The organism is Stenotrophomonas geniculata ATCC 19374 = JCM 13324 (assembly GCF_001431625.1).
GTDB classification, from domain to species: Bacteria; Pseudomonadota; Gammaproteobacteria; order Xanthomonadales; family Xanthomonadaceae; genus Stenotrophomonas; species Stenotrophomonas geniculata.
On the sequence record NZ_LLXT01000116.1, the window covers coordinates 1 to 25,874 of the forward strand.

24 protein-coding genes are annotated in these 25,874 nt (G+C 67.4%); 6 read left to right on the top strand and 18 right to left on the bottom strand.

Features of this window, described 5'->3' with window-relative positions; all coding sequences use genetic code 11:
* Nucleotides 1–778, bottom strand: a 778-nt coding sequence (locus tag ARC63_RS13575) for an isopenicillin N synthase family dioxygenase (protein ID WP_057503570.1), incomplete at its 3' end; no start/stop codon positions are given.
* A gap of 194 nt (nucleotides 779–972) precedes the next feature.
* Between ARC63_RS13575 and ARC63_RS13580 the strand changes: the two genes are divergently transcribed.
* Genes ARC63_RS13580 through ARC63_RS13590 form a run of 3 tightly spaced genes read left to right on the top strand, consistent with a single transcriptional unit; the run spans nucleotide 973 to nucleotide 4,875 of the window.
* A complete protein-coding gene (locus ARC63_RS13580) occupies nucleotides 973–2,859 on the top strand; it encodes a DUF3413 domain-containing protein (protein ID WP_057503571.1) in 1,887 nt (628 codons plus the stop codon).
* Nucleotides 2,860–2,879: 20 nt separating this feature from the next.
* The gene (locus ARC63_RS13585) at nucleotides 2,880–4,025 is read left to right on the top strand and encodes a glycosyltransferase family 4 protein (RefSeq protein WP_029379853.1); all 1,146 of its coding nucleotides are present in this window, start codon (nucleotides 2,880–2,882) and stop codon (nucleotides 4,023–4,025) included.
* Nucleotides 4,018–4,875: a polysaccharide deacetylase family protein gene (locus ARC63_RS13590; RefSeq protein ID WP_010483075.1), complete on the top strand. Its 858-nt coding sequence runs from the start codon at nucleotides 4,018–4,020 to the stop codon at nucleotides 4,873–4,875. Before ARC63_RS13585 ends, ARC63_RS13590 begins: the two co-directional genes overlap by 8 nt.
* Nucleotides 4,876–4,956: 81 nt before the next feature.
* Here the strand turns inward: ARC63_RS13590 and glmM are convergent, their stop codons facing one another.
* The 5 genes from glmM to trpB all read right to left on the bottom strand — a co-directional run bounded on the left by glmM (nucleotide 4,957) and on the right by trpB (nucleotide 10,111).
* Complete coding sequence (gene glmM, locus ARC63_RS13595; RefSeq protein WP_010483073.1) at nucleotides 4,957–6,318, bottom strand: phosphoglucosamine mutase; 1,362 nt, start codon at nucleotides 6,316–6,318, stop codon at nucleotides 4,957–4,959.
* Nucleotides 6,318–7,193 (bottom strand): acetyl-CoA carboxylase, carboxyltransferase subunit beta, encoded by an 876-nt coding sequence (accD, locus tag ARC63_RS13600; protein ID WP_005410473.1) that lies wholly within the window; start codon nucleotides 7,191–7,193, stop codon nucleotides 6,318–6,320. Before accD ends, glmM begins: the two co-directional genes overlap by 1 nt.
* Before the next feature lie 215 nt (nucleotides 7,194–7,408).
* Nucleotides 7,409–8,218 (bottom strand): tryptophan synthase subunit alpha, encoded by an 810-nt coding sequence (gene trpA, locus ARC63_RS13605; RefSeq protein WP_057503572.1) that lies wholly within the window; start codon nucleotides 8,216–8,218, stop codon nucleotides 7,409–7,411.
* A gap of 1 nt (nucleotide 8,219) precedes the next feature.
* Nucleotides 8,220–8,897, bottom strand: coding sequence for a hypothetical protein (locus tag ARC63_RS13610; RefSeq protein WP_043400989.1), 678 nt, complete (start codon nucleotides 8,895–8,897; stop codon nucleotides 8,220–8,222).
* The gene (gene trpB / locus ARC63_RS13615; RefSeq protein ID WP_010483065.1) at nucleotides 8,894–10,111 is read right to left on the bottom strand and encodes a tryptophan synthase subunit beta; all 1,218 of its coding nucleotides are present in this window, start codon (nucleotides 10,109–10,111) and stop codon (nucleotides 8,894–8,896) included. The genes ARC63_RS13610 and trpB overlap by 4 nt, the downstream gene beginning before the upstream one ends.
* Nucleotides 10,112–10,207: 96 nt before the next feature.
* On the opposite strand from trpB, the gene ARC63_RS13620 reads away from it, so the two are divergent.
* Complete coding sequence (locus ARC63_RS13620) at nucleotides 10,208–11,095, top strand: LysR family transcriptional regulator (RefSeq protein ID WP_019336661.1); 888 nt, start codon at nucleotides 10,208–10,210, stop codon at nucleotides 11,093–11,095.
* Nucleotides 11,096–11,143: 48 nt separating this feature from the next.
* Here the strand turns inward: ARC63_RS13620 and ARC63_RS22865 are convergent, their stop codons facing one another.
* From ARC63_RS22865 to prmB, 10 genes are all read right to left on the bottom strand, one after another.
* On the bottom strand, nucleotides 11,144–13,000 hold the full coding sequence (locus tag ARC63_RS22865) for a C40 family peptidase (protein ID WP_082587872.1): 1,857 nt from the start codon (nucleotides 12,998–13,000) through the stop codon (nucleotides 11,144–11,146).
* Nucleotides 13,001–13,048: 48 nt separating this feature from the next.
* On the bottom strand, nucleotides 13,049–13,726 hold the full coding sequence (locus ARC63_RS22870; protein ID WP_082587873.1) for a hypothetical protein: 678 nt from the start codon (nucleotides 13,724–13,726) through the stop codon (nucleotides 13,049–13,051).
* A gap of 187 nt (nucleotides 13,727–13,913) precedes the next feature.
* Nucleotides 13,914–14,570: a phosphoribosylanthranilate isomerase gene (locus ARC63_RS13635; protein ID WP_010483057.1), complete on the bottom strand. Its 657-nt coding sequence runs from the start codon at nucleotides 14,568–14,570 to the stop codon at nucleotides 13,914–13,916.
* A complete protein-coding gene (gene truA / locus ARC63_RS13640; protein ID WP_010483055.1) occupies nucleotides 14,567–15,337 on the bottom strand; it encodes a tRNA pseudouridine(38-40) synthase TruA in 771 nt (256 codons plus the stop codon). Before truA ends, ARC63_RS13635 begins: the two co-directional genes overlap by 4 nt.
* Nucleotides 15,338–15,369: 32 nt before the next feature.
* Nucleotides 15,370–15,732 (bottom strand): VOC family protein, encoded by a 363-nt coding sequence (locus tag ARC63_RS13645; protein ID WP_032952441.1) that lies wholly within the window; start codon nucleotides 15,730–15,732, stop codon nucleotides 15,370–15,372.
* 26 nt (nucleotides 15,733–15,758) lie between these two features.
* Nucleotides 15,759–17,819, bottom strand: coding sequence for a FimV/HubP family polar landmark protein (locus tag ARC63_RS13650; RefSeq protein WP_043400992.1), 2,061 nt, complete (start codon nucleotides 17,817–17,819; stop codon nucleotides 15,759–15,761).
* Nucleotides 17,820–17,949: 130 nt separating this feature from the next.
* Nucleotides 17,950–18,978: an aspartate-semialdehyde dehydrogenase gene (locus ARC63_RS13655; RefSeq protein WP_010483049.1), complete on the bottom strand. Its 1,029-nt coding sequence runs from the start codon at nucleotides 18,976–18,978 to the stop codon at nucleotides 17,950–17,952.
* 92 nt (nucleotides 18,979–19,070) lie between these two features.
* Nucleotides 19,071–20,108: a 2-hydroxyacid dehydrogenase gene (locus tag ARC63_RS13660; RefSeq protein ID WP_010483047.1), complete on the bottom strand. Its 1,038-nt coding sequence runs from the start codon at nucleotides 20,106–20,108 to the stop codon at nucleotides 19,071–19,073.
* Nucleotides 20,101–21,204 (bottom strand): chorismate synthase, encoded by a 1,104-nt coding sequence (gene aroC, locus ARC63_RS13665; RefSeq protein WP_010483045.1) that lies wholly within the window; start codon nucleotides 21,202–21,204, stop codon nucleotides 20,101–20,103. Before aroC ends, ARC63_RS13660 begins: the two co-directional genes overlap by 8 nt.
* A complete protein-coding gene (gene prmB, locus ARC63_RS13670) occupies nucleotides 21,201–22,130 on the bottom strand; it encodes a 50S ribosomal protein L3 N(5)-glutamine methyltransferase (protein ID WP_010483043.1) in 930 nt (309 codons plus the stop codon). The genes aroC and prmB overlap by 4 nt, the downstream gene beginning before the upstream one ends.
* A 122-nt stretch (nucleotides 22,131–22,252) precedes the next feature.
* On the opposite strand from prmB, the gene ARC63_RS13675 reads away from it, so the two are divergent.
* Entirely contained in the window at nucleotides 22,253–22,903 is a 651-nt protein-coding gene (locus tag ARC63_RS13675) for an SCO family protein (RefSeq protein ID WP_010483041.1), read from the top strand.
* The gene (gene asd / locus ARC63_RS13680) at nucleotides 22,900–23,742 is read left to right on the top strand and encodes an archaetidylserine decarboxylase (RefSeq protein WP_019336666.1); all 843 of its coding nucleotides are present in this window, start codon (nucleotides 22,900–22,902) and stop codon (nucleotides 23,740–23,742) included. Before ARC63_RS13675 ends, asd begins: the two co-directional genes overlap by 4 nt.
* Nucleotides 23,743–23,849: 107 nt before the next feature.
* On the opposite strand, the gene ARC63_RS13685 is transcribed toward asd, so the two are convergent.
* A complete protein-coding gene (locus ARC63_RS13685; RefSeq protein ID WP_057503573.1) occupies nucleotides 23,850–24,197 on the bottom strand; it encodes a ribonuclease E inhibitor RraB in 348 nt (115 codons plus the stop codon).
* Between the two features lie 23 nt (nucleotides 24,198–24,220).
* Nucleotides 24,221–25,825: a transglycosylase SLT domain-containing protein gene (locus ARC63_RS13690; RefSeq protein WP_057503574.1), complete on the bottom strand. Its 1,605-nt coding sequence runs from the start codon at nucleotides 25,823–25,825 to the stop codon at nucleotides 24,221–24,223.
* Between the last annotated feature and the right edge of the window lie 49 nt (nucleotides 25,826–25,874).

Genomic DNA, 25,874 nt, shown 5'->3' on the forward strand with positions numbered 1-25,874 from the left:
GCTGGCGCGCCAGCTCACCCGGAGGATTGACCACACGGTGGATCGTCGACGGATACACGTGGTTGGTCAGGCGCTGCAGCATGTCGCCGATGTTGACCACGATCGTGTCCGCGTCTGACGTAAACGGCACCCACTCGCCCTCATGCGACTGCACTTCCAGGCCCGCGGCGCTGGCACCGACCAGCAGGGTGATGAAGTTGATGTCGCCATGGGCACCGGCACGCACGTTCGGGATGTCGTCGGTGGTGATCGGCGGGTAATGGATCGGGCGCAGGATCGAATTGCCGAAGTTGGTCTTGTCGGCGAAGAAGTCTTCCGGCAGGCCGATGTGCAGGGCCAGCGCCGACAGCACGCGCGAACCCAGATTATCCAGCGCCTGGTACAGCCCGTAACCGCGCTCACGGAAGCCCTCGACCTCGGTCGGCCACAGGTTCGGCGCCATCACGTCACGATACTTGGAGTCGTCGGCGATCTCGCGACCGATGTGCCAGAACTCCTTCAGGTCGAAGTGCTTGGAGCCCTTGGCGGTCTCCACGCCGAAGGGGGTATAGCCGCGGGCGCCGCCGCTGCCGGCCACGTGGTACTTGCGCTTGACCTCCTCCGGCAGGGCAAAGAAGGCCTTGAAGGCATCGTAGGCGGCGTCGATGTCGGCCTGCGGGATGCCGTGGTTGCGGATGCCCGCGAATCCCCATTGGCGGTAGGCCGCGCCCAGCTCGGCCACGAAGGCCTCGCGGTCGCTGTCAAAACGGGTGATGTCGAGGGTGGGGATCTGGCTCACAGCGGTTCCTGGCTTGTCGTTGGGTCTGGGAGGGCCAGCGCATTCATGGCCCACCTGAACATTGTGACAGATCGCCCCGGGGACGCCACTCGATACGAAGAAACAAACCGATACAATGCGCAACCCGCGCGCGGATTAACGATTCCGTCACAACCGGGACTCCCGCCCTGTTCCACCTGCCCCCTCCGTCCTTCATGCGTCCTGCTGCTCCTTCTGCCGACACCCCCCTGCCCTCCGGCCCGGCACGCCATTGGCGACGACTGGCCTGGTGGTCGCTGTTCGTGGCCGGCAACGCATTGCTGGCCATGGCGATCACGCTCGGCAACGTGCCGTTGGCCGACAACCCGGGTGGCAGCGTGGGCCTGGCCTATCTGGCCGTCGCCCTGCCCGGCCACCTGCTGGCCTTCGGCGCCCTTGCCGGCCTGCTGCCTCTGCTGCTGGGCCTGTGGCCGCGCAGCGCACGCACGCTGAGCATCAGCGCCGTGCTGCTGCAGGGCCTGTGGCTATGCCTGTTGCTGGTTGATGCGAAGGTTTTCACTCTGTATCGGTTCCACCTCAATGCCATGGTCGTGAACATGGTGTTCGGCGGTGCGCTGCAGGACCAGGTCGCGTTGTCGTGGAAAACCTGGCTGCAGGCCGGACTGCTGGTAGCCGCCATCTTCGCTGCCGAAGGCTTGTTGGCCTGGGCCTGCTGGAAGCTGCTGCCTGCCCCGCCGCGCCGCCGCCGGGTCCTGCAGGCCTGGGCCGTGGTTGCACTGCTGATGGTGGGCGGCCAGGTCGCCACGGCCTACTACGATGCCCGCGGCGACCGCGACGTCATCGCGCAGTGGAACTACCTGCCCTGGGCACAGCCGATCACCGCCAAGAGCTTCATGCGCAGGCTCGGGGTCATCAGCGAACAGCAGGCCGGCCTGCCCGACCCGCGCCATGCGCAACTGCTGTATCCGCTGCACCCCCTGCGCTGCCAGAACCCACACCGGCCGAATGTGCTGATGGTGGTGCTGGAGTCGCTGCGTCAGGACGCCATGACCCCCGAGCTGATGCCCAACACGACGGCACTGGCCCGGACCGCGCGCGTGTACGACCAGCATTTCAGCACTGGCAATGCCACCCGCTACGGCCTGTTCGGCCTGCTCTACGGCCTCCCCGGCGGCTACTGGCAGAGCATGCTGGACGAACAGCGCGGCTCGCAGCTGTTCCAGGTGCTGGGCCAGCAGGGCTACGACCTGCACCTGTACGGCAGTGCACCGCTGTACAGCCCGGAGTTCGATCGCACGGCCTTCGCCGACGTGCGCGACCAGCTGCACCAGGGCCCCTCCGCCCTGACGCCCGACAAGCGTGACGCAGCCATCGTCGCCGCACTGCAGACCGACATCCGCACCAGCCAGGCCGCGCAGCGCCCGTGGTTCGGCTTCGTGTTCCTCGACTCCACCCACGCCGGCTACCACCTGCCCACCGGCTACCCGCCGGTGGCCACACCGATGGCCAAGGAGATCGACTTCCTGTCCTTCGGACCGGACCACGACCCGACGCCGGAGCTCAACCGATACCACACCGCCGTGCACTACGCCGACAGCCTGATCGGCTCGCTGCTGGACGACCTTCGCGCGCAAGGCCTGGCCGACGACACCATCGTGCTGGTCACCGGTGACCATGCCGAAGAGTTCAACGACCTCAAGCTGAACTACTGGGGCCACAACGGCAATTTTTCCGACTACCAGTTGCAGGTGCCGTTCGTGCTGCACTGGCCCGGCCAGGCCAGCGGCCATGAGGCGCGCACCAGTTCGCATGAGGACTGGGTGCCGACGTTGATGCGCCACGCACTGGGCTGCGAGAACGCATTGAGCGACTTCAGTACTGGCCAGGACCTGCTGGCAGCACCCGCCACCGGCAAACGTGCGCTGGTGGTGGAGAGCTGGTCGCAGCGCGCGGTACGCCATGGCGATGCCATCTACGTGTTCGACAAGTTCGGCAACGCTACCGCACTCGACCGGCACTACCGCCCGCTGCCGCAGCAGGCTCCGGACGCCGCCGCCATCCGCTCCGCATGGGAAGCGCTGACCCGCTTCCGCAACCGCTGATTTTCAAGGGCCGATCCTGCATGAACCGTCCGCTGCGCATCCTGCATACCGAAGCCGCCAAGGGAATGGGCGGGCAGGAGATCTACATCTTCCGGCACATGCAGGTGATGCGCGCGCGTGGCCATGAGGTGTCGTTGCTGTGCCAGCCCGATGCGCGCCTGGCCACACTGGCACGCGACGACGGCTTCACCGTGCATACGCTGCGCATGGGAGGCCTGGCGCGCCTGCTGCGTGGCGTGTGGTCGGTATCGCGACTGGTGCGCCGCGAACATTACGACGTGGTCAATACCACCAGCCGCCGCGATGCGCTGATCGCCGCCGCCGGTGCACGCCTGGGCGGCACGCCGCTGGTGGTGCGCTCGCGCCATCTGATGAGCCCGGTCAATTCGCTGCTGACCTATACCGGGCTTCCACACCGGGTATTGACCGTCAGCAGCTTCGTCAAGCAGCTGCTGGCCGACCGCGGCATTCCGACCGAACGCATCGGCATCGTGCCGCCGATCGCGGTTCCGCCGCGCTGGAGCGAAATCCGCAAGGCCGATCCCTGGCAGTGCCTGCAGGAGGTGCGCACGCAAGTACGTGCCGAGCTCGGCTTCGGCGAACAGGACATCGTGGTCGGCTGCGTGGCGGTGCTGCGCGAGCCCAAGGGCCACGCCGACCTGCTGCAGGCGATGGTGCCGTTGTGCAAGGCCAACCCGGACCTGCACCTGGTGATCGTCGGCGATGGCCAGGCCGTGACGGAACGACTGCAGGCGATGTGCGCCGAGCACGGGCTGCAGCGCCAGGTGCACCTGCTCGGCTACCGCGATGGAGCCTGCCGGCTGATGGCCGGCTTCGACATCTTCGCACTGGCCTCGCACAAGGAAGCAGCCGGCACCGTGTTCCTGGAAGCGGCTTACGTGGGCGTACCGATCGTGGCCACGCGAGTGGGTGGCGTGCCGGAGATGGTGGTCGATGGCAGCAATGCGATCCTCACCCGTTTGGGTGACAATGCCGCCCTGACAGGTGCATTGCGCCTGCTGGTGGACGACCCGGAACGGCGGCGGCAGATGGGGCGCGCTGGCTGGGACTGGATGCACGGCGCACATCGCTTCACGCCGGACGGCCACGGTGAAGCCACCGAACACTACTACCACCAGTGGCTGAAGGAGCTGGGACATGGCTGATGCGCGAACCGTTCCGGTGCTGATGCACCACCATGTCAGCCCCTCGCCGGGCATGATCACCGTGTCGCCGGAAAACTTCGAAAGCCAGATCGCGTGGCTGGCAGGCAATGGCTGGACCTCACTGACGCTGGACCAGTACGCAGGCTTCCTGGCCGGCAAGCCGGTGCCGCGCAGGTCGATCGTCATCACCTTCGACGATGGCTACCTCGACAACTGGGTGTATGCCCATCCGATCCTGCAGAAGTACGGCATGCATGCGGTGGTGTTCGTGGTCACCGGCTGGATGGGCGAAGGCCCGGAACGTCCGCACGCGGGCATTGCCGGGGCGACGCTGCCGCCGACGCCGGACCATCGTGGCTGCGAAGCAGCGATCTACGAGCAGGACCGCAGTGACGATGTGATGATGCGCTGGAGCGAAGCACGTGCGGCCATCGCCGCCGGCACCTTCGAAGTGCATTGCCACACCCATACCCATACCCGCTGGCTGCGCCGCGACGATCTGGACCGTGCGCAGCGCCGCGCAGGCCTCAGCCGGGATCTGGCGATCTCGCGCGAAGTCCTGCAGGACAAGCTCGGCGACGTGTCCGATACGCTGTGCTGGCCGTACGGTGATTTCGACCAGGATCACATCGAAGTGGCGCGCGAGCAGGGCTTCCGCTACCTGCACACCACCCACCCGTTCGGCCGCAACGTGATCGGCGGCGACCCGGAACGCATCTATCGTTTCGCGATCCGCAACCGGCCGGCCAACTGGCTGCGCAAGCGCATCCGCCTGAGTTACAACCCGCTGATCGCGCCGCTGTTCAATGGGTTCAAGGCACGCCAGAAAAAGATGGTGCCGGGGCCGTAGGCGCGACACAGCCCTGCCCGCAAACAGAAAACGCCCCGGGATTTCGGGGCGTTTTTTTTCCTGTACCGACGGGCAGGCACCTCAACTGGCGGCTTCACGCACCGCAGCGGACAAGCGGTCCAGCGTCTGCTGCATCAGCGTGGCGTCATCGGCCTCCACGGTGACCCGCACCACCGGCTCGGTACCGGACGGACGCAGGAACGCGCGGCCACGGCCGGCTACGGCCTGCTGCGCCACAGCCAGCGCGGACTGCACGCTTTCAGACTGCACCGTGGCCTTGGCCGAGACATTGCCCAGGCGCACGTTGACGGTCTTCTGCGGCACCCGTACCAGGCCCTTCAGTGCCTGGCGCAGGGTCTGCCCACTGTTGCGCAGCGCGACCAGCACCTGCAGGGCGCTGACAATGCCATCGCCGGTGGTGGCCCGGTCCAGGCACAGCAAGTGGCCCGAGGCTTCGCCACCGAGTACACCACCGCCCTCGACCAATGCCTGGTGCACGTAGCGGTCACCGACGTTGCTGCGCACGAACGGGATCTGCAGATCGGCGAAGGCCTTCTCCACACCGTAGTTGCTCATCAGCGTGCCGACCACCGGGCCGCGCAGGCGGCCTTCGTCCTTCCAGGCGCGGGCCAGGATGTACAGCAGGTCATCGCCGTCGACCGGGTTGCCCTGGTCGTCGGCCATCAGCACACGGTCGCCATCACCATCGAAGGCGATGCCAAGATCGGCGCGGGTCTCGCGGACCTTGGCCGCCAGGTTGTCGATATGGGTGGAGCCCACGCCGGCGTTGATGTTGACGCCATTGGGCTCGGCCCCGATGCCGATCACTTCGGCACCCAGTTCGCGGAACAGCAGCGGTGCGATCTGGTAGGTGGCGCCGTGTGCGCAATCCAGTACCAGGCGCACGCCACGCAGGTCGAACGCGCGCGGCACGCTGGCCTTGCAGAACTCGATGTAGCGGCCGACCGCTTCGCGCGCGCGCGACGCCTTGCCCAGCTTCTCCGATTCGGCGGTGGTGAACGGAATGTCCAGCGCCGCTTCCAGGGCCAGTTCGGTGGCGTCGTCGAGTTTCTCGCCCTGGGCGGAGAAGAACTTGATGCCGTTGTCGTAATGCGGGTTGTGCGAGGCGCTGATGACGATGCCGGCGTCCACACCCAGCGTACGGGTCAGGAACGCCACCGCCGGGGTCGGCATCGGGCCGAGCAGCTGCACGTCGGCACCGGCGGCCACCAGGCCTGCTTCCAGAGCCGCTTCGAACATGTAACCGGAAATGCGGGTGTCCTTGCCGATCACCACGATCGGCCTGCGCCCGTCCTGGCCGCGCTGGGCGACCAGGACACGGCCCAGGGCGTTGCCCAGGCGCAGCACGAAGTCGGCCGAGATCACGCCCTGGCCGACCCGCCCACGGATGCCATCAGTACCGAAGTACTTGCGGCCTCCCATCAAGCCACCTCCGGCGCCGGCTGACGGCCCAGCATCGCCAGCAGATCGGACAGGCGGTCGCGCATCTCGCGGCGGTCGCAGATCTGGTCGATGGCACCGTGCTCCAGCAGGAACTCCGAACGCTGGAAGCCTTCCGGCAGCTTCTCGCGCACGGTCTGCTCGATCACGCGCGGGCCGGCGAAGCCGATCAGCGCCTGCGGTTCGGCGATGTTGATGTCGCCCAGCATTGCGAACGAGGCCGACACGCCACCGGTGGTCGGGTGGGTCAGCACCGAGATGTACGGCAGGCCAGCTTCACGCAGCTTGCCCAGCGCGGCCGAGGTCTTGGCCATCTGCATCAGCGAGAACAGGCCTTCCTGCATGCGCGCGCCGCCACTCTGCGAGAAGCACACATACGGGGCACCGATCTCGACTGCGGTTTCGGCGGCCAGCGCGAAACGCTCCCCCACCACCGAGCCCATCGAGCCGCCCATGAAGGCGAAGTCGAACGACGAGGCCACCAGCGCACGGCCCTTGAGCAGGCCGCGCATGGCGATCAGCGCGTCATATTCGCCGGTGTTCTTCTGCGCGATCTTGATGCGCTCGCTGTACTTCTTCTGGTCCTTGAACTTGAGCAGGTCGGTCGGCCCCAGGCGCGCACCGATCTCGGTGGTGCTGTCGGCGTCGAACAGGGCGGCCAGGCGCGCGCGCGCGCGGATCGCCATGTGGTGGCCGCACTTCGGGCAGACCTCCAGATTCTCTTCCAGTTCCGGACGGTACAACGCGCTGCCGCAGTTGCTGCACTTTTCCCACAGGCCCTCGGGGACACTGCGCTTCTTGCTGGGGGTGTTGTCGGTGCGGATGCCGGACGGCATCAACTTGCTGAGCCAACTCATGCGGGAGGACACTTCCGTTCAGGGCGGCCCAAGGGCCGCAAAGGCGGACAGTCTAGCTCCGCTTTCCCCGCCCGTGCACCCCCTTGCCGGCCACGGGGCAGCCTGAAAAAACCATGCTGGGACGTACGTTTAGGTGCTGGGTCGTGCCGGCCGCTGGCCGGCAGCCCTTGCATGCGAGCCGTCAGGAGGATGCCGGCCAGCGGCCGGCACCACCGTTACGCATCCAGCGCCTGCCGCAGCGGGGCCAGGAAGGCTCCAGCGCGCTGCGCGGCCTCTTCAGCCGAGCCCGCTTCGGCCAGCACCGCCACCAGTGCACTGCCGACCACCACGCCATCGGCCTGGCGCGCCATCGCCGCCGCACTGGCCGCATCCTTGATGCCGAAGCCAGCCACCACCGGTACCGAAGCGCGCGCACGCAGGGCCTGCAGGCGGGTGCTGGCAGCATCACTGTCCAGCCGCTCGGACGCGCCAGTGACACCGGCAAAGCTGACGTAATAGAGATAGCCACGGGCCAGCGCCAGCAGCTTGTCGGCACGTGCCTCGCTGGTGGTCGGCGAGGCCAGCAGCACCAGCGCCAGGCCGGCCGCATCGAAAGCCTGCTGCGCTTCACCGGCTTCTTCCGGCGGCAGGTCGACCAGCAGCACACCATCCACACCGGCCTCCACGGCCGCCTTGGCGAAGGCGGCGTAGCCGTGGATCTCCACCGGGTTCAGGTAGCCCATCAGTACTACCGGCGTCTGCGCGTCACGCTCTCGGAACTGCGCCACGGCCTGCAGCACGTAGCGGCTGCCCGCCCCGCGTGCCAGTGCACGTTCGGAGCTGCGCTGGATGGTCGGGCCATCGGCCATCGGGTCGGAGAACGGCACGCCCAGTTCGATCACATCGGCGCCGGCATCGACCAGTGCATGCATGACCGGCACGGTGGCCTCCAGCGAGGGATCACCGGCAGTGATGAAGGGAATCAGCGCCTTGCGCTGCTGCTCGCGCAGTCGCTGGAAACAGGCATCGAGTCGGGATACAGGCATCTCAGGCACATCCTTCAATCAGTTCAATCGCATCGCTGGTCCCCCAGTACATCCGGGTGACCTTCCCTTCAAACAGTTCCAGGCGGATGCCCAGGTCCGAACCCGGGTCCTGCCAGGTGAGGTACTCGCCCTGGTCACCGTCGTAGGCATGCGGGCTGGACACCGGCGGTTTCGGGAACTGGGCCACGGCCTGGGCTCGGGTCATGCCGATGCGCAGGCCGAACGGCCCCGGCTGTTCGACCGGCAGTTCCGGCTCATCGCCCGGCTTAAGATCAAAACGGACCACGCGGTCGTCGTCGGTCATCATCGACACGCCCGGCGGCAGCCCCTTGCCGTCGTAGTACTCGCAGTCGCCTTCGAAGAATTCCTTCGCGCCCTGCGCCTTCCAGGGACCCAGCGCCTTCAGGTCAGTCATGTGCTGGCCAACCAGCACGTCACCGGCATGGTCCAGTGCCACCGAAGCCACCGCAGGCGCGTCATCGCCGCTCGTCCCTTCTTCGGAGGGGGCATCGACAATGGGCGTACGCGCCATCGGGTCAAGATCATCGTTGGCAGCCTGCTGCACAGGCTGCGTGGTGGCCTTGGCGGCCGGCGCCAGCACCGGCGGCTCCGGTGGCTGGCACGCGGCCAACCCCAGTGCCAGCAGCAGCACGCCACTGTTCCGCAGCAGCGCGCTCACAGCACCAGCCCTTCGCGCGCGGCGATGGTATGCACGTCCTTGTCGCCACGGCCGGACAGATTGCAGAGCACGATCTGGTCACGCGGACGCTCACGCGCCAGCTTGATCGCCTGCGCCAGCGCATGGCTGGATTCCAGTGCCGGCAGGATGCCTTCGGTGTGCGCCAGCAGGTGGAAAGCCTGCAGCGCTTCCTCGTCAGTGATGCCGAGGTACCGTGCACGACCGGTATCGGCCAGGAATGCGTGCTCCGGGCCGACGCCCGGGTAGTCCAGGCCGGCCGACACCGAGTGGGTCTCGATGATCTGGCCGTCGTCGTCGCACAGCACATAGGTGCGGTTGCCGTGCAGCACGCCGGGGCGACCCGCCGCGATGGAGGCGGCATGGCGACCGGTGCTGATGCCATCACCGGCAGCTTCGGCGCCGACGATATCGACCTGGCGATCGTTGAGGAAAGCATGGAACAGGCCGATGGCATTGCTGCCACCGCCCACGCAGGCGGTGATCGCATCGGGCAGGCGACCGTATTCGGCCAGCATCTGCTCACGCGCTTCGCGGCCGACGATGGCGTTGAAGTCACGCACCATGCGCGGGTACGGATCGGGGCCGGCCACGGTGCCGATGATGTAGAAGGTGTCCTGCACGTTGGTCACCCAGTCGCGCATCGCTTCGTTGAGCGCGTCCTTCAGGGTGGCCGAGCCGGAAGTGACCGGTACCACCGTCGCGCCCAGCAGCTTCATGCGGTAGACGTTGATCTTCTGCCGCTCGATGTCGGTGGCGCCCATGTACACCACGCATTCCAGGCCCAGGCGCGCGGCAACCGTGGCACTGGCCACGCCATGCTGGCCGGCACCGGTCTCGGCAATGATGCGCTTCTTGCCCATGCGCGCGGCCAGCAGCGCCTGGCCGATGGTGTTGTTGATCTTGTGCGCGCCGGTGTGGTTCAGGTCCTCGCGCTTGAGCAGGATCTGCGCGCCGCCGACGTGATCGCTCAGGCGCTGGGCGTGATAGATCGGGCTCGGCCGGCCCACATAATGCGCCAGGTCGCGGTCATAGGCCGCCTGGAATTCGGGGTCCTGGCGGGCCTGGTCATAGGCCTGGGCCAGTTCCTGCAGCGGGCCGACCAGGGTTTCGGCAACGAAGCTGCCGCCGTAGCGGCCGAAGTGGCCCTGGGCATCCGGGAAGGCGTGGTAGTCGGCAATGGGGGAGGCAGACATGGAAACGACCGGTGGTTCAGACAGGTGGATACTCTAGCGCACGGGTCGTGACCGGAAAATGGATATTATCTGGCGCATATCGTCAGGAAATCTCACATGAGCCGTTCCCTGCTTCCGCCGCTCAATGCACTGCGCGCGTTCGAGGCCACCGCACGCCTCGGTGGCGTGGGCCGCGCCGCACAGGACCTGCACGTCACCCACGGTGCGGTCAGCCGGCAACTGAAGCTGCTGGAGGATCACCTGGGCCTGGCACTGTTCCAGCGTGCCGGCCGCGGGCTGCGCCTGACAGCGGCTGGCACCCGCCTGCAGGCGGCGTGCAGCGAGGCCTTCGGCGGGATCGAGGACTGCGTGCGCGAACTGCGCCGGCCAGCGGCCTCCCCAGCACTGGTACTGGGCTGCAGCGGCAGCGTACTGGCGCGCTGGATGATTCCGCGCCTGCCCGTGCTGCAGGCCGCCCTGCCCGGCGTGCGCCTGCAGTGGTCGGCGCTGGATGGCAGCTTCACCGAAGCACAGGCGGCGCTGGACGCCGTGCTGCTGCTGGCGCAGGGTCCGTGGCCACGGGGCTGGCAGGTCCGCGAGCTGGCCCCGGAGCGGGTGGGCGTGGTGGTGGCCCCGTCACATCCGGCGGCGCAGCGCCTGCGGCAGGCACCGCCCTCGGCACTGCTGCAGGAAACAGTGCTGCACACCAGCTCGCGGCCGCAGGCGTGGCCGGCATGGGCGCAGGCACATCGCCTGGACCCAGCAAAGCTGCAGCTGGGCACCGCTTTCGAACATCTCTATTACCTGCTGGAAGCAGCAGTCGCCGGGCTGGGCCCGGCGATCGCGCCCGAGCCGCTGGTAGCCGAAGATCTGGCAGCAGGCCGGCTGGTCGCACCGTGGGGGTTTGCCGCCACCGGCGGCTTCTGGGTGCTGGCGCGGCCGGATGGCCCGGCCGATGCAAGGGTGGACGCCCTGGCCGAGTGGGCAGCAGCGCAACTGCGATGAGACGAGGCCCCGGGCGGCATTCACCTCCCGGAGCCGGCAACGCAGGCCTCAGCGACCGCCCATCGCGACCCGCTGCTGCTCCTCATGCACCTGCTGCTGGTGCGACGGATCTGCCAGCAGCTTGGCACTGGTCTGCTCCAGCGACGGCGGCGCCTGGGCCAGATCGACAGCGGTGCGGAAGCCCGGCGTCGTGCCCATCACGAACGCCTTGCCATCCTGCACCGTGATGCTCTGCAGCTTGTCGGCCGCGTCGATACCGTTCTGCTTTGCATGCAGGGTGATATTGGCCGCAGCCTCTTCGGAAAACACGCTGGGAAGCTTGCTGCGGACGGCGTTGTGCAGTGCGTGGTCCGGATGCGATGCATCGTTCAGCGACGGCCCCTTCGGCGCAGCCGCTGCAGGTTCATGGCCCTGCGCACGGCCCGCCGCCAGTGCGGCAGTGGTCTGGCGACCGACAATTCCATCGGCCGCCAGCCCCTGCTGCTTCTGGAACGCGATCACCGCTTCGCGGGTGTGGTCACCGAAACGGCCATCCTCCGACAACCGATGGCCCTGCGCATCACGCACGCCGAGCTGATTGAGGGTCTGCTGCAACGCCTGCACGTCGGTGCCACGCTGCCCCTGCTTCATCACCTCGCTGGCCGCCGGGTGTGATGCAGCCGGCTGCACGGTAGCGCCAGGGCGGGACAGCGCAGGTTCGCCATTGCCATGCAGCGGCGCGCGCACCTGGAATTCCGGCTTCGGTGTCAGCGCACCAACGATGCGGGTGCTTCCGCCATCCCAGTACCCGCCCGGCCGGATGGTGACTTCGGCCGGCCCCGTGCTTCCCTGCGAACCGATGAACTGGATGTTTCCCTGCGCGTCGTAGCCTTTGAAAATACCGACATGCTGGCCCTGCGACGAGGAGAACATCAGGATGTCGCCCTGCTTCAGCGATCCGTTCGGCTTGCGTGCTTCGGCAGCCGAGGTCACGTCGAAATGCTCGCGTGCGTAAGCGGTCGTGTTCGCGCCATTGAACAGCGTCGAGGTAGTGAACCCTGCGGCGTTCTCGCCACGCACGTCGTAACCCGCGTTCTTCAGGCCACGCCATACGAATGCCGAGCAATCCACGCCCAGGCGTCCGTCACCATCGAGATCACGCTCCAGCCGGCTGCTGTCGCGACCGGGACGCGGATGGTCGGGGCGCCCGTATTCGTACTGGCGGCCCGAGGCCATGAAATGCTGATAGGCCTCGTTGTAGAGCGCGGCACTGCCGACTGCAGCCGCGGCCTGGCCCGCCGCGGGCGCAGCTGCCGAAGGCGTCTGTACCTGCGTTTGGGCCTGGGCCTGCACGGGCGTGGCCGCCTGTGTGCGCGTGGGTGGCTGCTGCGTGGCAACCTCACCCGGCTGCCAGCCCTCGAAACGGCGAATGCCGTCGGCCAGCACTTCACGCTCGCGCACGCTCATCTGGCCGACGGTCTTCGAACGCAGATCGACACCCTGGCGATCGCCTTCGGCATAGATGGTGGCCGCCTGCTCCTTGTGGTGGGTGGTGCCGCTGTAATCCTTCGTGGAGTAGCTCGGCAGCATTTCCTCCACGGTCTTGTCGCCGAACCGGCGTTCGAGCAGCTGGATCTTCGCCACCCGGCCCGCTTCATAGCTTTCGAAGACCGCGTTGCCCCATTGGTCGAGATCGACCACGCCCTTGTAGCGCCCCTGCGCCGATTCCAGCGCCTGCTCGCGGGTACGCGGATTGGTCACCGTCTTGTCCGCGCTGCCGGCGAATTCAAACTTGAGATTGCCAGGATTGTTGTTGCGCCACGAGACGCTGCCACCTGATCGTTCGATGACACTGCCATCGTCCATTTCCAGCGTGCGCGTGGTACCTACGCTGCTGACCAGCCGGGTGATTTTTGGATCCGACATGAGCTGTTCCTTTGCCAGTGGTTGATTGGACCGCTCCCCTGGCGGTGATTACATTCCGTTGGAAAACACGTCGAGCACGTCCGCACTGACCCAGCCCTGTGCGCAGTTCCCGGCGTAACGTCCCGGCGCCGCCGCATGGCAGGCCTCGCCCCCTGTGCTGGCCAAGCCAGTGATCGGCCTGTCGCCATAGGTGTCACACAACGTGTTGCCCTTGCACTTGCCGACCGTCGCGGCGGGAACCGCAACGACGTAATAGAACAGGGGATTCTGTCCGGTGCGCCCGATGCCCTGCACGCAGACCAGCTGCCCCTTCGACAGCTTCGCGGTCACGCTGGCCTTGCTGCCGGTGGATGGCACCGCATTCAACGTTTCCACGCCTTTGGCGTCGGCTACGCCGGCGAAGAAACCCTTGTCGCCACAGTCCGGCGACAGTTCAACATCGTAGAAATCGCCGCTGTCCACATCACCGGCCGTGCAGCCGCTGCCCGTACTGGCGTTGCTGCATTTCACGCCACTGGCCTGGATCAGCGCAGCTAGGCCGTCGGCAGCCGGAGCCGTGGCCGGCGCTGCGGCAGGTGCGGCCGCCGGTGTTGCAGCGGCCGGTGCCGACGCTGTCGGGACGGATGAGTCACCGGCCGCACATGCGCCCAAGGCGAGCAGCAGGCCGGGCACGAGCGTCAGGCGGGCCAGGCGGAGACGGTGGGAAGAAAGATGGGGCATATCCATTGCGTCCTCGTTCGAAAGGTAGGGCATATCTCAAGGGTGCGGCCAGCGACACGCACACGGCATCGCACCCGGCCAGGTAAGGCTGGGCGCATTGTGTCCGATCAGATGTTCGGGGGGTGTCGACTTTTTGGCGCTGGAACCTGAATTACCCGGAAGCGTGACTCCCATCACACTCAGGTGACGCGGATCACTCCAGAACGGTGCAATCCGCGCGACGCACTTCCTCGACGAAGGTGCGCATCCTGTAGCCGTCCTTGATGCCCGGCTCCAGTTCGATGCCACTGGAGACGTCCACGCCCCACGGCAGCGTCGCCAGCACGGCGTCGTAGACATTTTCCGGGTTCAGGCCACCGGCCAGCAGGAACGGCCGGTGCAATCCGGTCGGAACGCGGCCCCAGTCGAATGCCACGCCGGTGCCGCCGCCACCACCCGGGGCGTGGCTGTCGAACAGGAAGCCGGCAGCGCTGGGATAGCGTAGCTGCAGGGTGCGGGCGTTGACCTCTTCACGGCCCCCCATGGCGATCGCCTTCAGGTAAGGCATGTTGAAGCTGCGGCAGAAGCTCTCGTCTTCCTCACCGTGGAACTGCAGCAGGGTCGGCCGCACCGTGCGCAGGACCTCGCGCACTTCTTCCTTGCTGTTGTTGCGGAACAGCGCCACCACGTCGACCATCGGTGCGATCGCCTGGCGCATCGCGCGGGCCTCAGCCGGTGCGACCCGGCGGCTGCTCTCGCGGGCAAAGATGAAACCCACTGCGTCCACGCCCAGCTCACCGGCCAGGCGGACGTCGCCGGCACGGGTCATTCCACAGAACTTGATGCGCGTACGGTAGTAGGAACGGCTCATAGCGTGACCTCGGCGGGCAGATGCCAGTTGTCGGGGTACAGGGGCCCAAGGAACACCAGGCCCTGCGGCGGTGCGGTGGGACCAGCTACGGTGCGGTCGCGCCCGGCCAGCAGTTCGGCGATCCATTCCACCGGTTTTTCACCGCTGCCCACCAGGATCAACGATCCGACGATATTGCGGACCATGTGATGAAGAAATGCATTGCCACGTACTGCGACTTCGATCACTTCGCCATCGCGGCTGACCTGCAACGACTGCAGTTCACGCCGCGCATGCAGCGCCTGGCACTGCACCGAACGGAACGCGCTGAAGTCGTTCTCGCCAAGCAGGGCCTGGCCGGCGGCGTGCATCAGGGTTTCGTCCAGCGCCCGGCGCTCCCAGCTCAGGGTCTGCCGGTCCAGTGCCGGCCGTACCTCACGGTTGAGCAGCCGATAGCGGTAGCGGCGCGCACGTGCGGAGAAGCGGGCGTGGAAATCATCGGCCACCGGCACGCACCAGCGCACCGCGATCGAGCGCGGCAGGCGGGTGGTGGTGCCGAGCATCCAGGCGCGCGGATCGCGCACCACGTCGGTATCGAAATGCACGACCTGGCACTGGCCATGCACGCCGGCATCGGTGCGGCCGGCGCAGACCACCTGCAGCGGCGCATCAGCCACCGATGACAGGGCCTGCTCGAGGCTGGCCTGCACGCTGGGACCACCCTCGCCCAGGTTCTGCCAGCCCCTGAAATCGCTGCCGTCGTACTCGACGCCAAGCGCATAACGCATGTGCTACCTCGATGTTGCGGATGGGGCGGCGCTCAGGCCGGATCGCGTTCGGACCAGACCGCCAGTTCGTTGCCACCGGGCTCGACGAACTGGAAGCGGCTGCCACCGGGGAAGGAGAACACCGGGCGCACGATCTCGCCGCCGGCGTCGCGCACGGCGGCCTCGACCGGTGCCAACTGGTCGGCATACAGCACCAGCAGCGGTGCACCGCTGTCGCTGGCCCGCTGCGGCTGGCCGCGGAAGAAGCCGCCCTGCAGGCGGCCATCGTCGAACGCCGTGTAGTCGCTGCCGTAGTCGACAAACGACCAGTCGAACACCTTCTCGAAGAAGGCGCGGCTGGCGGCCGGGTCGCTGGACGCGAATTCAACGTAGTCGATGCGGCGTTCGCGGCTCATGGCAAGGCCCTTGTCGGCAGGTTCGGTCACGGCAGGCGCGCCAGCAGTTCGCGGGCCTGGGCCTGGCTGTGCAGGTCACCGCCTTCAGCGACTTCCAGCAACAGGGTGCGCGCGGTCTGTGCGTCGCCCAGATCGAGGTAGGCAATGGCCAGTTCCAGGCGCTCCTGGCCGGCACGTGGCGACCAGCCCGCGTCGCCGGCAGGCGCAGCCGCGCTCGACGCGATGTCGTCGGAATGAGAGGCCTCGACGGCGCCATGGTCGATGCCGTCGATGGCTTCGCGACGGGCGGCGTCCACCGGAGCCTCGTTCTCATGCGCGTCGGCCGGCAGATCGAACACGCCGCGGAACTGCGGCTGCTGTTCGGCATGCAGTGCGTAGTCCGGCACCACCACTTCGACCGGCGCCTGCGGTGCAACGCGCTCGTCCTGCAGCGGCTCGGCGACGACACCCTCGTCGCCGGTGGTTGCGGGATCGTCCCAGCGCGGCAGATCGGTCACCGCTTCGGGCAATGCCACCGCGTCCTCCTCGCGCAGCCTGTCGGTCTGCCAGCCGGCCCGCGCCAGGTCCTCGGCAACGGGTTCGGCGACCACCACGTCATGCACTTCGGTTTCGGTGGCCCAGGCGGGCATCGCCGGTTCCTGGCGGCCATTGTCGGCAACAGCCGACGACCATGAGGACTGCTCGGCCAGCGTATCCAGCGCCGCACCCGCCGGCACCGCCGCGGTCAGGCCGGCGGCATCGTCTTCCTCACGCAGCGGCGGCAGCGGCGACGGCTTGCGACGACGCAGCAGCCAGGCCGCGCCCGCCGCCAGCAGCAGTACCGGCAGCCCCAGCCAGTACCACGGCGTTGCCGCATCGCGGGCATCCGGTGCCTGCGCCAGGCGCTGCTGCGCGGCGGCCAGGTCGTTGTCCTTCATCGCGATCAGCGACTGCTGCTGTTCCTTGAGTTTCTCAAGGTCGGCCACGCGCTGCTTCAGCTCGCCGATCTCGGCATCGCGGGTGGCGATGTCCTCACGCGCCTGGCGCAGTTGTTCGTTGCCCAGCATGTCACCCTCGCTGCCGGCAGCGGTGCCGGTGGTTGTGCCCGCGTGCGCGGCGTCGGACGCCAGCGCCGGAGCGATCTCAAGTCGTGCCCCGTTGGCGGCAGGCGGGGAAGAAGCGTTCGTGGTTGCGGCCTTGGCGACCGGGGCGACGGTACCCGCGGGTTGCGGCACGGTACGCGCCTGCCGCCATTGCGCAGCGTGCTCGCGCACGAGCGTCGCCGCTTCGGCAGCGTCGACCGCAGCAAGCGCATCGCTGCCTGGCATGCGCAGCACCGCCCCCTGCTTGAGCAGGTTGACGTTGCCCCGGATGAAGGCTTCGGGATTGGCACGCAGCAGGGCGATCATCGCGCGGTCGCGACTGACCTGGTTGCCACGTGCCACTGCACTGGCGATCTGCGACAGGGTCTGCCCGCGCTGCACGGTGATGCTGCCATCGGCCGCCGGTGCAGCAACCGGCGCGGAGGCCGCACGCGGGCGTGCCGGTGCAGGCACCACCGCAGATGGCGGCGTAGTGGGCGTCTCTGCTGCCGGCACCGTTGCCGAAGCCGGTGCAGGTTCGCGCACGATGGTATTGGAGAGCGTGCCGGCCGGTGCGACGATCTCCGGCTCGGCCACGGCCAGCGCACTGGGCGGCGCATCGACCAGCGCCGAGTACTCACGCACCAGGCGGCCCTGACCCCAGTCGGCTTCGATCAGGAAGCTCAGCGACGGCGTCTCCACCGGCGCCTGCGAGGTGACGCGCACCACTGCCCTGCCCTGCGTGTCGCGGGTCAGTTCGAACTGCAGTTCACTGACCAGTCCGGTTGGCCGCTGCAGGCCGACACGTTCGAAGGTGACCGGTGAGGCAAGCGCCACCCGCAGGTTTTCCAGCTCGGACGGATCGGCCGAGACCACCGGGATTTCAGCCAGCAGGGGCTGGCCCGGCTTGGACAGGACCCGGATGTCACCCAACCCCAGGGCGAGCGCCGAACTGCTGGCCAAGGCGAGCAGTGCGGCGGACAGATAGGTGAGCGGGCGCTTTGCGCCCTTGGCCCGTTTATTCATGGGCGACACTATAAAGCGTGCGGACCGGGGTCCGCACCCATGTAGAGCCGAGCCCATGCTCGGCTGCATGGCCTGAGCCGAGCGTAGGCTCGGCTCTACAGAAAAGGCCGGGGATTGCCCGGCCTCTCCATCAGCGCTGCTCGGCGGCGACCAGCTCGGCCAGCTGCACGGCATTCAACGCCGCGCCCTTGCGCACGTTGTCCGACACGATCCACAGGTTCAGGCCGCGCGGATGCGACAGGTCTTCACGGATACGGCCGACATACACCGCATCGGTGCCCGAGGCATGGGTGACCGGAGTCGGATAACCACCGGCTTCATGGCGGTCCACCACTTCAACGCCCGGCGACTGTTCCAGCAGCGCGCGCGCTTCGGCCACGGTCACCTTGTCGCGGGTTTCGATCGCCACCGATTCGGAGTGGCCGTAGAACACCGGCACGCGCACCGCGGTCGGGTTCACCAGGATGCTGTCGTCACCGAGGATCTTGCGGGTCTCCCAGATCAGCTTCATCTCTTCCTTGGTGAAACCGTTGTCCTGGAAGTCATCGATGTGCGGGATCAGGTTGAAGGCGATCTGCACCGGGAAGCGCTGCGGATCGATCTCCTGGAAGCTCAGCAGCTGGCCGGTCTGCTTGCCCAGTTCCTCGGTTGCCGAACGGCCGCCGCCAGACACCGACTGGTAGGTGGAGACGTTGATGCGCTCGATGCCGTACTTGCGGTGCAGCGGTGCCAGTGCCACCAGCATCTGCATGGTCGAGCAGTTCGGGTTGGCAATGATGCCGCGCGGACGGTTGGCGACCTGCTCCGGGTTGACCTCGGACACCACCAGCGGCACGTCATCGTCGTAACGGAAGGCCGAGGAGTTGTCGATCACCACAGCGCCCGCTGCTGCGAACTTCGGCGCGTATTCCTTGGACACGCTGCCGCCGGCCGAGAACAGGGCGATCTCGACGCCGCTCGGATCAAAGGTAGCCAGGTCCTGGACCTTGACCTTCTGGCCGTTGAACTCGATCTCGCCGCCGGCCGAACGCTCGGAAGCGAGAACGCTCAGGGTACCGACCGGGAAATCACGCTCGGCCAGGATCGACAACATGGTCTCGCCGACCGCACCGGTGGCACCGACGACGGCGACGTGGAAACTGCGCTGTGCATTGCTCATGGGGGAAACTCTCACGAAAACGGGAATGGGGAAGAAACACGCACGACAGCTGGGTTCGGGGAACCTCCTCAAGCGGGGCGCGCGGAGGTTCCCTATCGTTTCCCGGTTTTTTTGCCCAGAGTCACGCGCGCGGCCATCGCCGCGTCAGCGTTGATCGCGCTCGGCATGCGCGACAGGCCGCCGTCCAGGCCGAGCCCGGCAACCAGATTATCCACGGCCAGCTGTACCATCGCCGTGCGCGTGGCCAGCGAGGCGCTGCCGATATGCGGAGTCAGCACGACATTGCGCAGCGCCAGCAGTTCGGGGCGCACCTTCGGCTCGCCTTCGTACACATCCAGGCCCGCTGCGGCAAGGCGACCGTTGGCCAGCGCATCGGCCAGCGCGATCTCATCAACCAGGCCACCACGGGCGATGTTCACCAGCGTCGCCGACGGCTTCATCTTCGCCAGCGCGACGGCATCGATCAGATGGTGCGAGGCCGGCGTGTACGGCAGCACCAGCAGCAGGTGGTCGGACTGTGCCAGCAGCGTATCCAGGTCCACATAGGTGGCGCCCACTTCCGCTTCGGTCGCGGCCGGCAGCTGCGAGCGGTTGTGGTACAGCACCTTCATGCCGAACCCGTGTGCACCGCGGCGGGCAATGCCCTGGCCGATGCGGCCCATGCCGAGGATGCCCAGCGTGCTGCCGTGGATGTCGGCACCGAGCATGGTCTGGAACGACCACTGCTGCCACTGCCCTTCGCGCAGCCAGCGCTCGGATTCAGTGATGCGGCGTGCAGTGGCCATCAGCAACGCGAAGCCGAGATCGGCGGTGGTCCCGGTCAGGACGTCCGGCGTGTTGCTGGCGAGAATGCCGGCGGCGCTGAGCGCATCGACATCCAGGTTGTTGTAGCCGACGCCGACATTGGCGATCACCTGCAGCTGTGCGGCGTCGGCCACCTGGGCCGCACCAATGCGCTCGTTGAGCGTGATGATGGCGCCGTCGGCGCTGGCCAGCTGTTCGGCGATCTGATCGGGCGACCAGGCGGTGACAGTGTCGGTGCTGCGCAGCTGTACGCGATCGCGCAACGGCGCGATGGCCGCGTCGATCAGCGGCTGGCTCACCCACACCGTCGGCCGCGTGTCAGCCATCGATCTGCCCGGGAATGCGCGGGGTGATCGTGCCGACATCGCCACACTGCGCGCGATGACGCAGCGCCTGGTCCATCAGCACCATCGCCACCATCGCCTCGGCGATCGGGGTGGCACGGATGCCGACGCAGGGATCATGGCGGCCGGTGGTGACCACCTCGACCACGTTGCCGGCCGTGTCCAGCGAAGGGCCCGGCAGGCGCAGGCTGGAGGTCGGCTTCAACACGATCGAGGCGACCACCGGCTGGCCGGTGGAAATGCCACCGAGGATGCCGCCGGCATGGTTGCTGGCGAAGCCCTGCGGGGTCAGCAGGTCACGGTGCTCGGTGCCCTTCTGCGCTGCGCTGGCGAAACCGTCGCCGATCTCCACACCCTTCACCGCGTTGATGCTCATCAGCGCAGCGGCCAGTTCGCCATCGAGCTTGCCGTAGATCGGCTCGCCCCAGCCCGGCGGCACGTTGTCGGCGACCACGTCCACGCGCGCACCGACCGAATCACCGGACTTGCGCAGCGCATCCATGTACGCCTCCAGTTCCGGCACCTGTGCGGCGTGCGGCCAGAAGAACGGATTGTCTTCCACCGCCGACCAGTCGAAACCGGCCGGCGTGATGTCGCCCAGCTGCGACAGGTAGCCACGCACGGTCACGCCGAAGCGCTCGGCGAGCCACTTCTTGGCGACCACGCCGGCGGCCACGCGCATGGTGGTCTCGCGTGCCGAGGAACGGCCGCCACCGCGCGGGTCGCGGATGCCGTACTTGTGCCAGTAGCTGTAGTCGGCATGACCCGGCCGGAACTGCTGGCCGATGTTGGCGTAGTCCTTGCTGCGCTGGTCGGTGTTGCGGATCAGCAGCGCGATCGGCGTGCCGGTGGTCAGGCCCTCGTACACGCCGGACAGGATCTCGACCTCATCGGCTTCGCGACGCGCCGAGGTGTGCCGGCTCTTGCCGGTTGCGCGACGCTGCAGGTCGTGGGCGAATTCGGCCGCGTCCAGCGCCAGCCCCGGCGGGCAGCCATCGATCACGCAGCCGATGGCCGGCCCGTGCGACTCGCCGAACGTGGTGACGGTGAACAGCTTGCCGAACGAATTGGAGCTCACGGGCGCTGCGCCGCCAGTTCGGTGATGCGGGCGCTGTGGGCGATCAGTTCGCGGCACTCGACCGCGAAGATGCCCATCTGGCCAACCTTGAACTCGATCCAGGCGAAATCGACTTCCGGCAGCAGCTTGACCAGATGCTGTTCGGACTCGCCCACTTCACAGATCAGCAGACCGTCTTCGCTCAGGTGCAGCGGGGCATCGCGCAGGATCTTCAGCACCAGGTCCAGGCCGTCATCGCCGGCACGCAGACCCATCTCCGGCTCGTAGGAGTATTCCTGCGGCAGGGCATCGGTCTCGTCGTTGGTGACGTACGGCGGGTTGGTGACGATCAGGTCGTAGTGGCGGCCGGTCAGGCCGTTGAACAGGTCCGACTTGAGCAGGGTGACGTTGTGCGCCTGCAGGCGTTCCTTGTTCTCTTCGGCCAGCGACAGCGCGTCGTCGCTCAGGTCGACGCCATCCACTTCCCAGTTCGGGTAGTAATGGCCCATGGCGATGGCGATGCAGCCCGAACCGGTGCAAAGATCCAGCGCGCGGCTGACATCGCGGCCGGCCAGCCACGGCTCGAAGCCGCATTCGATCAGTTCGGCGATCGGCGAACGCGGCACCAGGGCGCGCTTGTCGCTCTTGAAGCTCAGGCCGGCGAACCAGGCCTCACCGGTCAAGTAGGCGGCCGGGATGCGTTCATCGATGCGACGCTGGAACAGTTCCAGCACGCGCAGCTTTTCGGCCTGCAGCAGGCGCGCCTGGCCATAGGCCGGGCCCAGATCGTGCGGCAGGTGCAGGCTGTGCAGCACCAGCTGGGTGGCCTCGTCCAGCGCATTGTCGTAGCTGTGACCGAAGGTCAGCCCGGCTTCGTTGAAACGGCTGGTGCCGTAGCGGATCAGATCGATGATCGTGTGGAGTTCGGCGGCCGTTTCAGCGGTCATGGCGGTACTGCGGGCAAAGTGGCCCCCGATTATAGGGGCTGGCGCCCGTGGCGGCATCCGTTGCGGCAGAAACGATCGGGCCGCAGCCGGTATGATGGAGCCCACTTCGCGCGGGGGCTCCCATGTTCAATCGCAACGCCGGCATCATCCTGCTGATCGCCCTGGCGGCGGGCCTGGGCCTGCTGGCCGCCCAGCAGGTGTTCGCGCCGAAGCCACCGGCCAACGCCCCGGCCACCGAAGCGATCACGCTGTACCCGCAGCCGCGCGAACTGCCCGACTTCAACCTGGCCCAGTCCGACGGCACCCGCCTGATTCCGGGCGAGCTGAAGGGCCACTGGACCTTGGTGTTCCTGGGCTTCACCTTCTGCCCCGACGTCTGCCCCACCACTCTGGCCGAGCTGGCCGGCGCGCAGAACCAGTGGGAGGCCCTGCCCGACAGCCTGCGCCCGCGCGTGCTGTTCATCTCGGTCGACCCGGACCGTGACAGCGCCACACGCCTGGGCGAGTACGTGCACGGCTTCCACAAGGACACCCTGGCCGCCACCGCCGATATCCCGTCGCTGGAGCGCTTTGCCACGTCGCTGGGTTTCGTGTTCCAGAAGGTGCCGGGCAAGCACTTCGACGAGAACCCTGAGGATTACACCGTCGAGCACTCGGCCAGCCTGGCCGTGCTCGACCCGCAGGGCCGCCTTGCCGGCCTGGTGCGGCCCCCGTTCAACGCGCCGGCCATTGCCCGCGACCTGCAGAAGCTGACCGAGAAAACCGCCCCATGAGCCTCACCACCGCCCTGACGTACGCCCTGCCCCACCGCCTGCTGTCCTCGATGGCGCGTTCGCTGGCGTACTCGGACGATCCGCGCGTGTCGCGCTGGCTGATCGACACCGTCACCCGCAAGTTCAACGTCAACCTGGACGAAGCGGCCAACCCGGACCCGCGCAGCTATGCCACCTTCAACCAGTTCTTCACGCGTGCGCTGAAGCCGGGGGCGCGCGTGGCCGATGCCGATCCGCGCAGCCTGGTGATGCCGGCCGACGGCCGCATCAGCCAGCTGGGGAAGATCGAGGCCGGCCGGATCTTCCAGGCCAAGGGCCAGTCGTTCACCGCCGCCGAACTGCTGGGCAGCGACGAAGACGCCAAGCCGTACAACGACGGCCTGTACGCCACCGTGTACCTGTCGCCGCGCGATTACCACCGCGTGCACATGCCGTGGACCGGCACCCTGCGCGAGACCGTGCACGTGCCGGGCCGCCTGTTCAGCGTCGGCCCGGCCGCGGTGAACGGCGTGCCGCGCCTGTTCGCCCGCAACGAGCGCCTGGTCTGCCACTTCGATACCAGCTTCGGCCCGATGGTGAGCGTGATGGTCGGTGCACTGCTGGTGTCCGGCGTGGAGACCGTATGGAGCGGTGAGGAGATCCCGGCCTACGGTGACCGCATCACCCGCAAGGATTACCGCGGCCAGGGCATCCAGCTGGAGCGCTTCGCCGAGATGGCGCGCTTCAACTACGGTTCGACCGTGATCGTGCTGCTGCCGCCGGGCGTGGCCGAGTTCGCGCCGCAGCTGGGCGCCGAAAGCCCGGTGCAGCTGGGCCAGGCGCTGGCGACGCTGCGCTGAGGTACATGTAGAGCCGAGCCCATGCTCGGCTGCTGGCTGCAACCGGTCATGCATTTCTGTGGGCAAAGGAAGCCGAGCATGGGCTCGGCTCTACAGCCAGAAGCGCGCTACTGCAGGGCCTGGGCTGGACCTACGTCCATGCCGTCGTAGTCTTCCACGCCCTTCTCCGCGGCCAGCGCCGCGAACTCCTGGTTGCGACGGTCCAGCGACGCTTCGTCGTGAATCTCCACGCGCTCCACATGCAGCACGTGGAACGGCGCGTCGCCTTCTTCCGGCTCCTGCTCGAACAGTTCCACGAAGGAGTAGCCCTGCGCCTGCAGATGGTCAGCCAGTACCTGCAACGGCTCAGCAGTGGAATGCACGAAGAAATACCCCCACAGCAACGGGCCGGTGATGTCCCAGTCGGTGTTTTCGCGGAGGTTGGCGAACAGGTTGCGGGTGTCTTCGAGGTCCATGCGGATTCCAGGGGTCGGGAGGATTACTTGTCGCAGCCCTGCAGCTTCAGCGTCTGGCCGTGGCGCAGGCTGTAGGCCGGGGCCTTCAGGCCGTTGGCGCGGGCCAGGGTCGGCACGTCGCACTGGAATTTCGCGGCGATGGCGCCCAAGGTCTCACCCCGGCCCACCTTGTGGCTGCGCACCGGCTTCGGCCGTGCCTGCGGGCGCGGCGTAGCTACCGGAGCGGCCGGCGTGGTCGGCACGCTGGTGGACGCGGCGGCATCGGCCACCGGCACCACACCGCCCACGGCCACGCTGCCGGTGTAGCTGGCAGCGGTCGGACGCTTGATCGCTGCGTTCAGATCGGCGGTGATCAGCGTGCGGGCCAGATCGGCACGCGGGCCGCTGACGCAGTTGCGCTGGTACAGGCCGGCGATGCGGGTGGTGGCATTGATCAGCGTGCCGGCCGGAATCCAGCCGTCGGCTTCATAGCGCGGGTTGAGGTTGCGCAGCGCGCGCATGTAGCCATCTCGGGTACCGTGGCTGCCCAGGCAGATGGTCAGTTCGTAGATGGTAGTGGACTTGGCCAGGCGCAGCGTGGCCGGCTGCGCGCTGATCTTCGGGAATTCCACGCCGTACTGCTGCGGGTGCAGGAAGATCCAGGCGGCGGCGATCACCATCGGCACGTAGTCCTTGGTCTCGCCCGGGAACTGGTTGTAGACGCTGTCGGTCCAGAAGCTCTGGCCAGCACTCTGCTTGAACACGCGCGCGGCACGGCCTTCACCACCGTTGTAGGCGGCCACCGACATTTCCACGTTGTTGTTCAGCTCGCGTAGACGCTCGTTGAGGTAACTGGCGCTGGCCTCGGCGGCGCTGCGCGCGTCAAAGCGCGTATCGAAGCCGGTGCCGTCCGGGCCGAGGCCGAAGCGGCGACCGGTGGCCGGCATGAACTGCATCAGGCCGGCGGCGCCGGCGCGCGAGGACGCATGCACGCGGCCGTTGGACTCCTTGGCCATGATGCCGAACAGCAGCGCCTCGGGCAGGCCGCGCTTCTCCCACTCCGGCCACATCACCTCACGCAGGTTCTGGTAGTTCTCGTAGCTGGTCAGCAGCGCGGGACGCATGTCGGTCAGCCAACGGCGGATGCCGGCCTGCACGGCCGGGTTGTACTCGACCATGCTGTCGAAGGCATGCCGCTTGTCGTTGAGCAGCGCGGCGGCGCGCGCGGCCTCCGGCACGTCGGCGGTGAGCGGGCCGATATGGTCGGGGTCGGCTTCCAGGCGGTCACCGCCCTCGTCGGCCACGTCGTCGCTGGCAGCGGCATCAGCGTCGTGCTTGAGCAGGCGCTTGTAGCTGGCAAGCAGGGTGCCCATCTGGCAGCCCTTCTGCTTCACGCAGTCGTTGAGGACATCTTCCATGTCTTCCAGCGCGGCATCGGCCTCGTTGCTGCCCTTGGGGTCGGCATTGGCGACCAGCAGCAGGGCGTCGCTGTAACGCTTTTCGGCGACGGTCATGCGCTGCTGCAGCGCATCCACCTTCACCTTGTCCCGGGCCGAAACCCGCTGCGCATGGGCGTCGGGCGCCAGGGAAACCAGGCCGGCCAGGGCCAGCAGCGGCCAACCGCAGGAAATCAGGACAGGAACGGGCATTGATGGCACTGTGTGCGAAACAGGCAGGCAGAGTAGCGGCGCCGCCAAG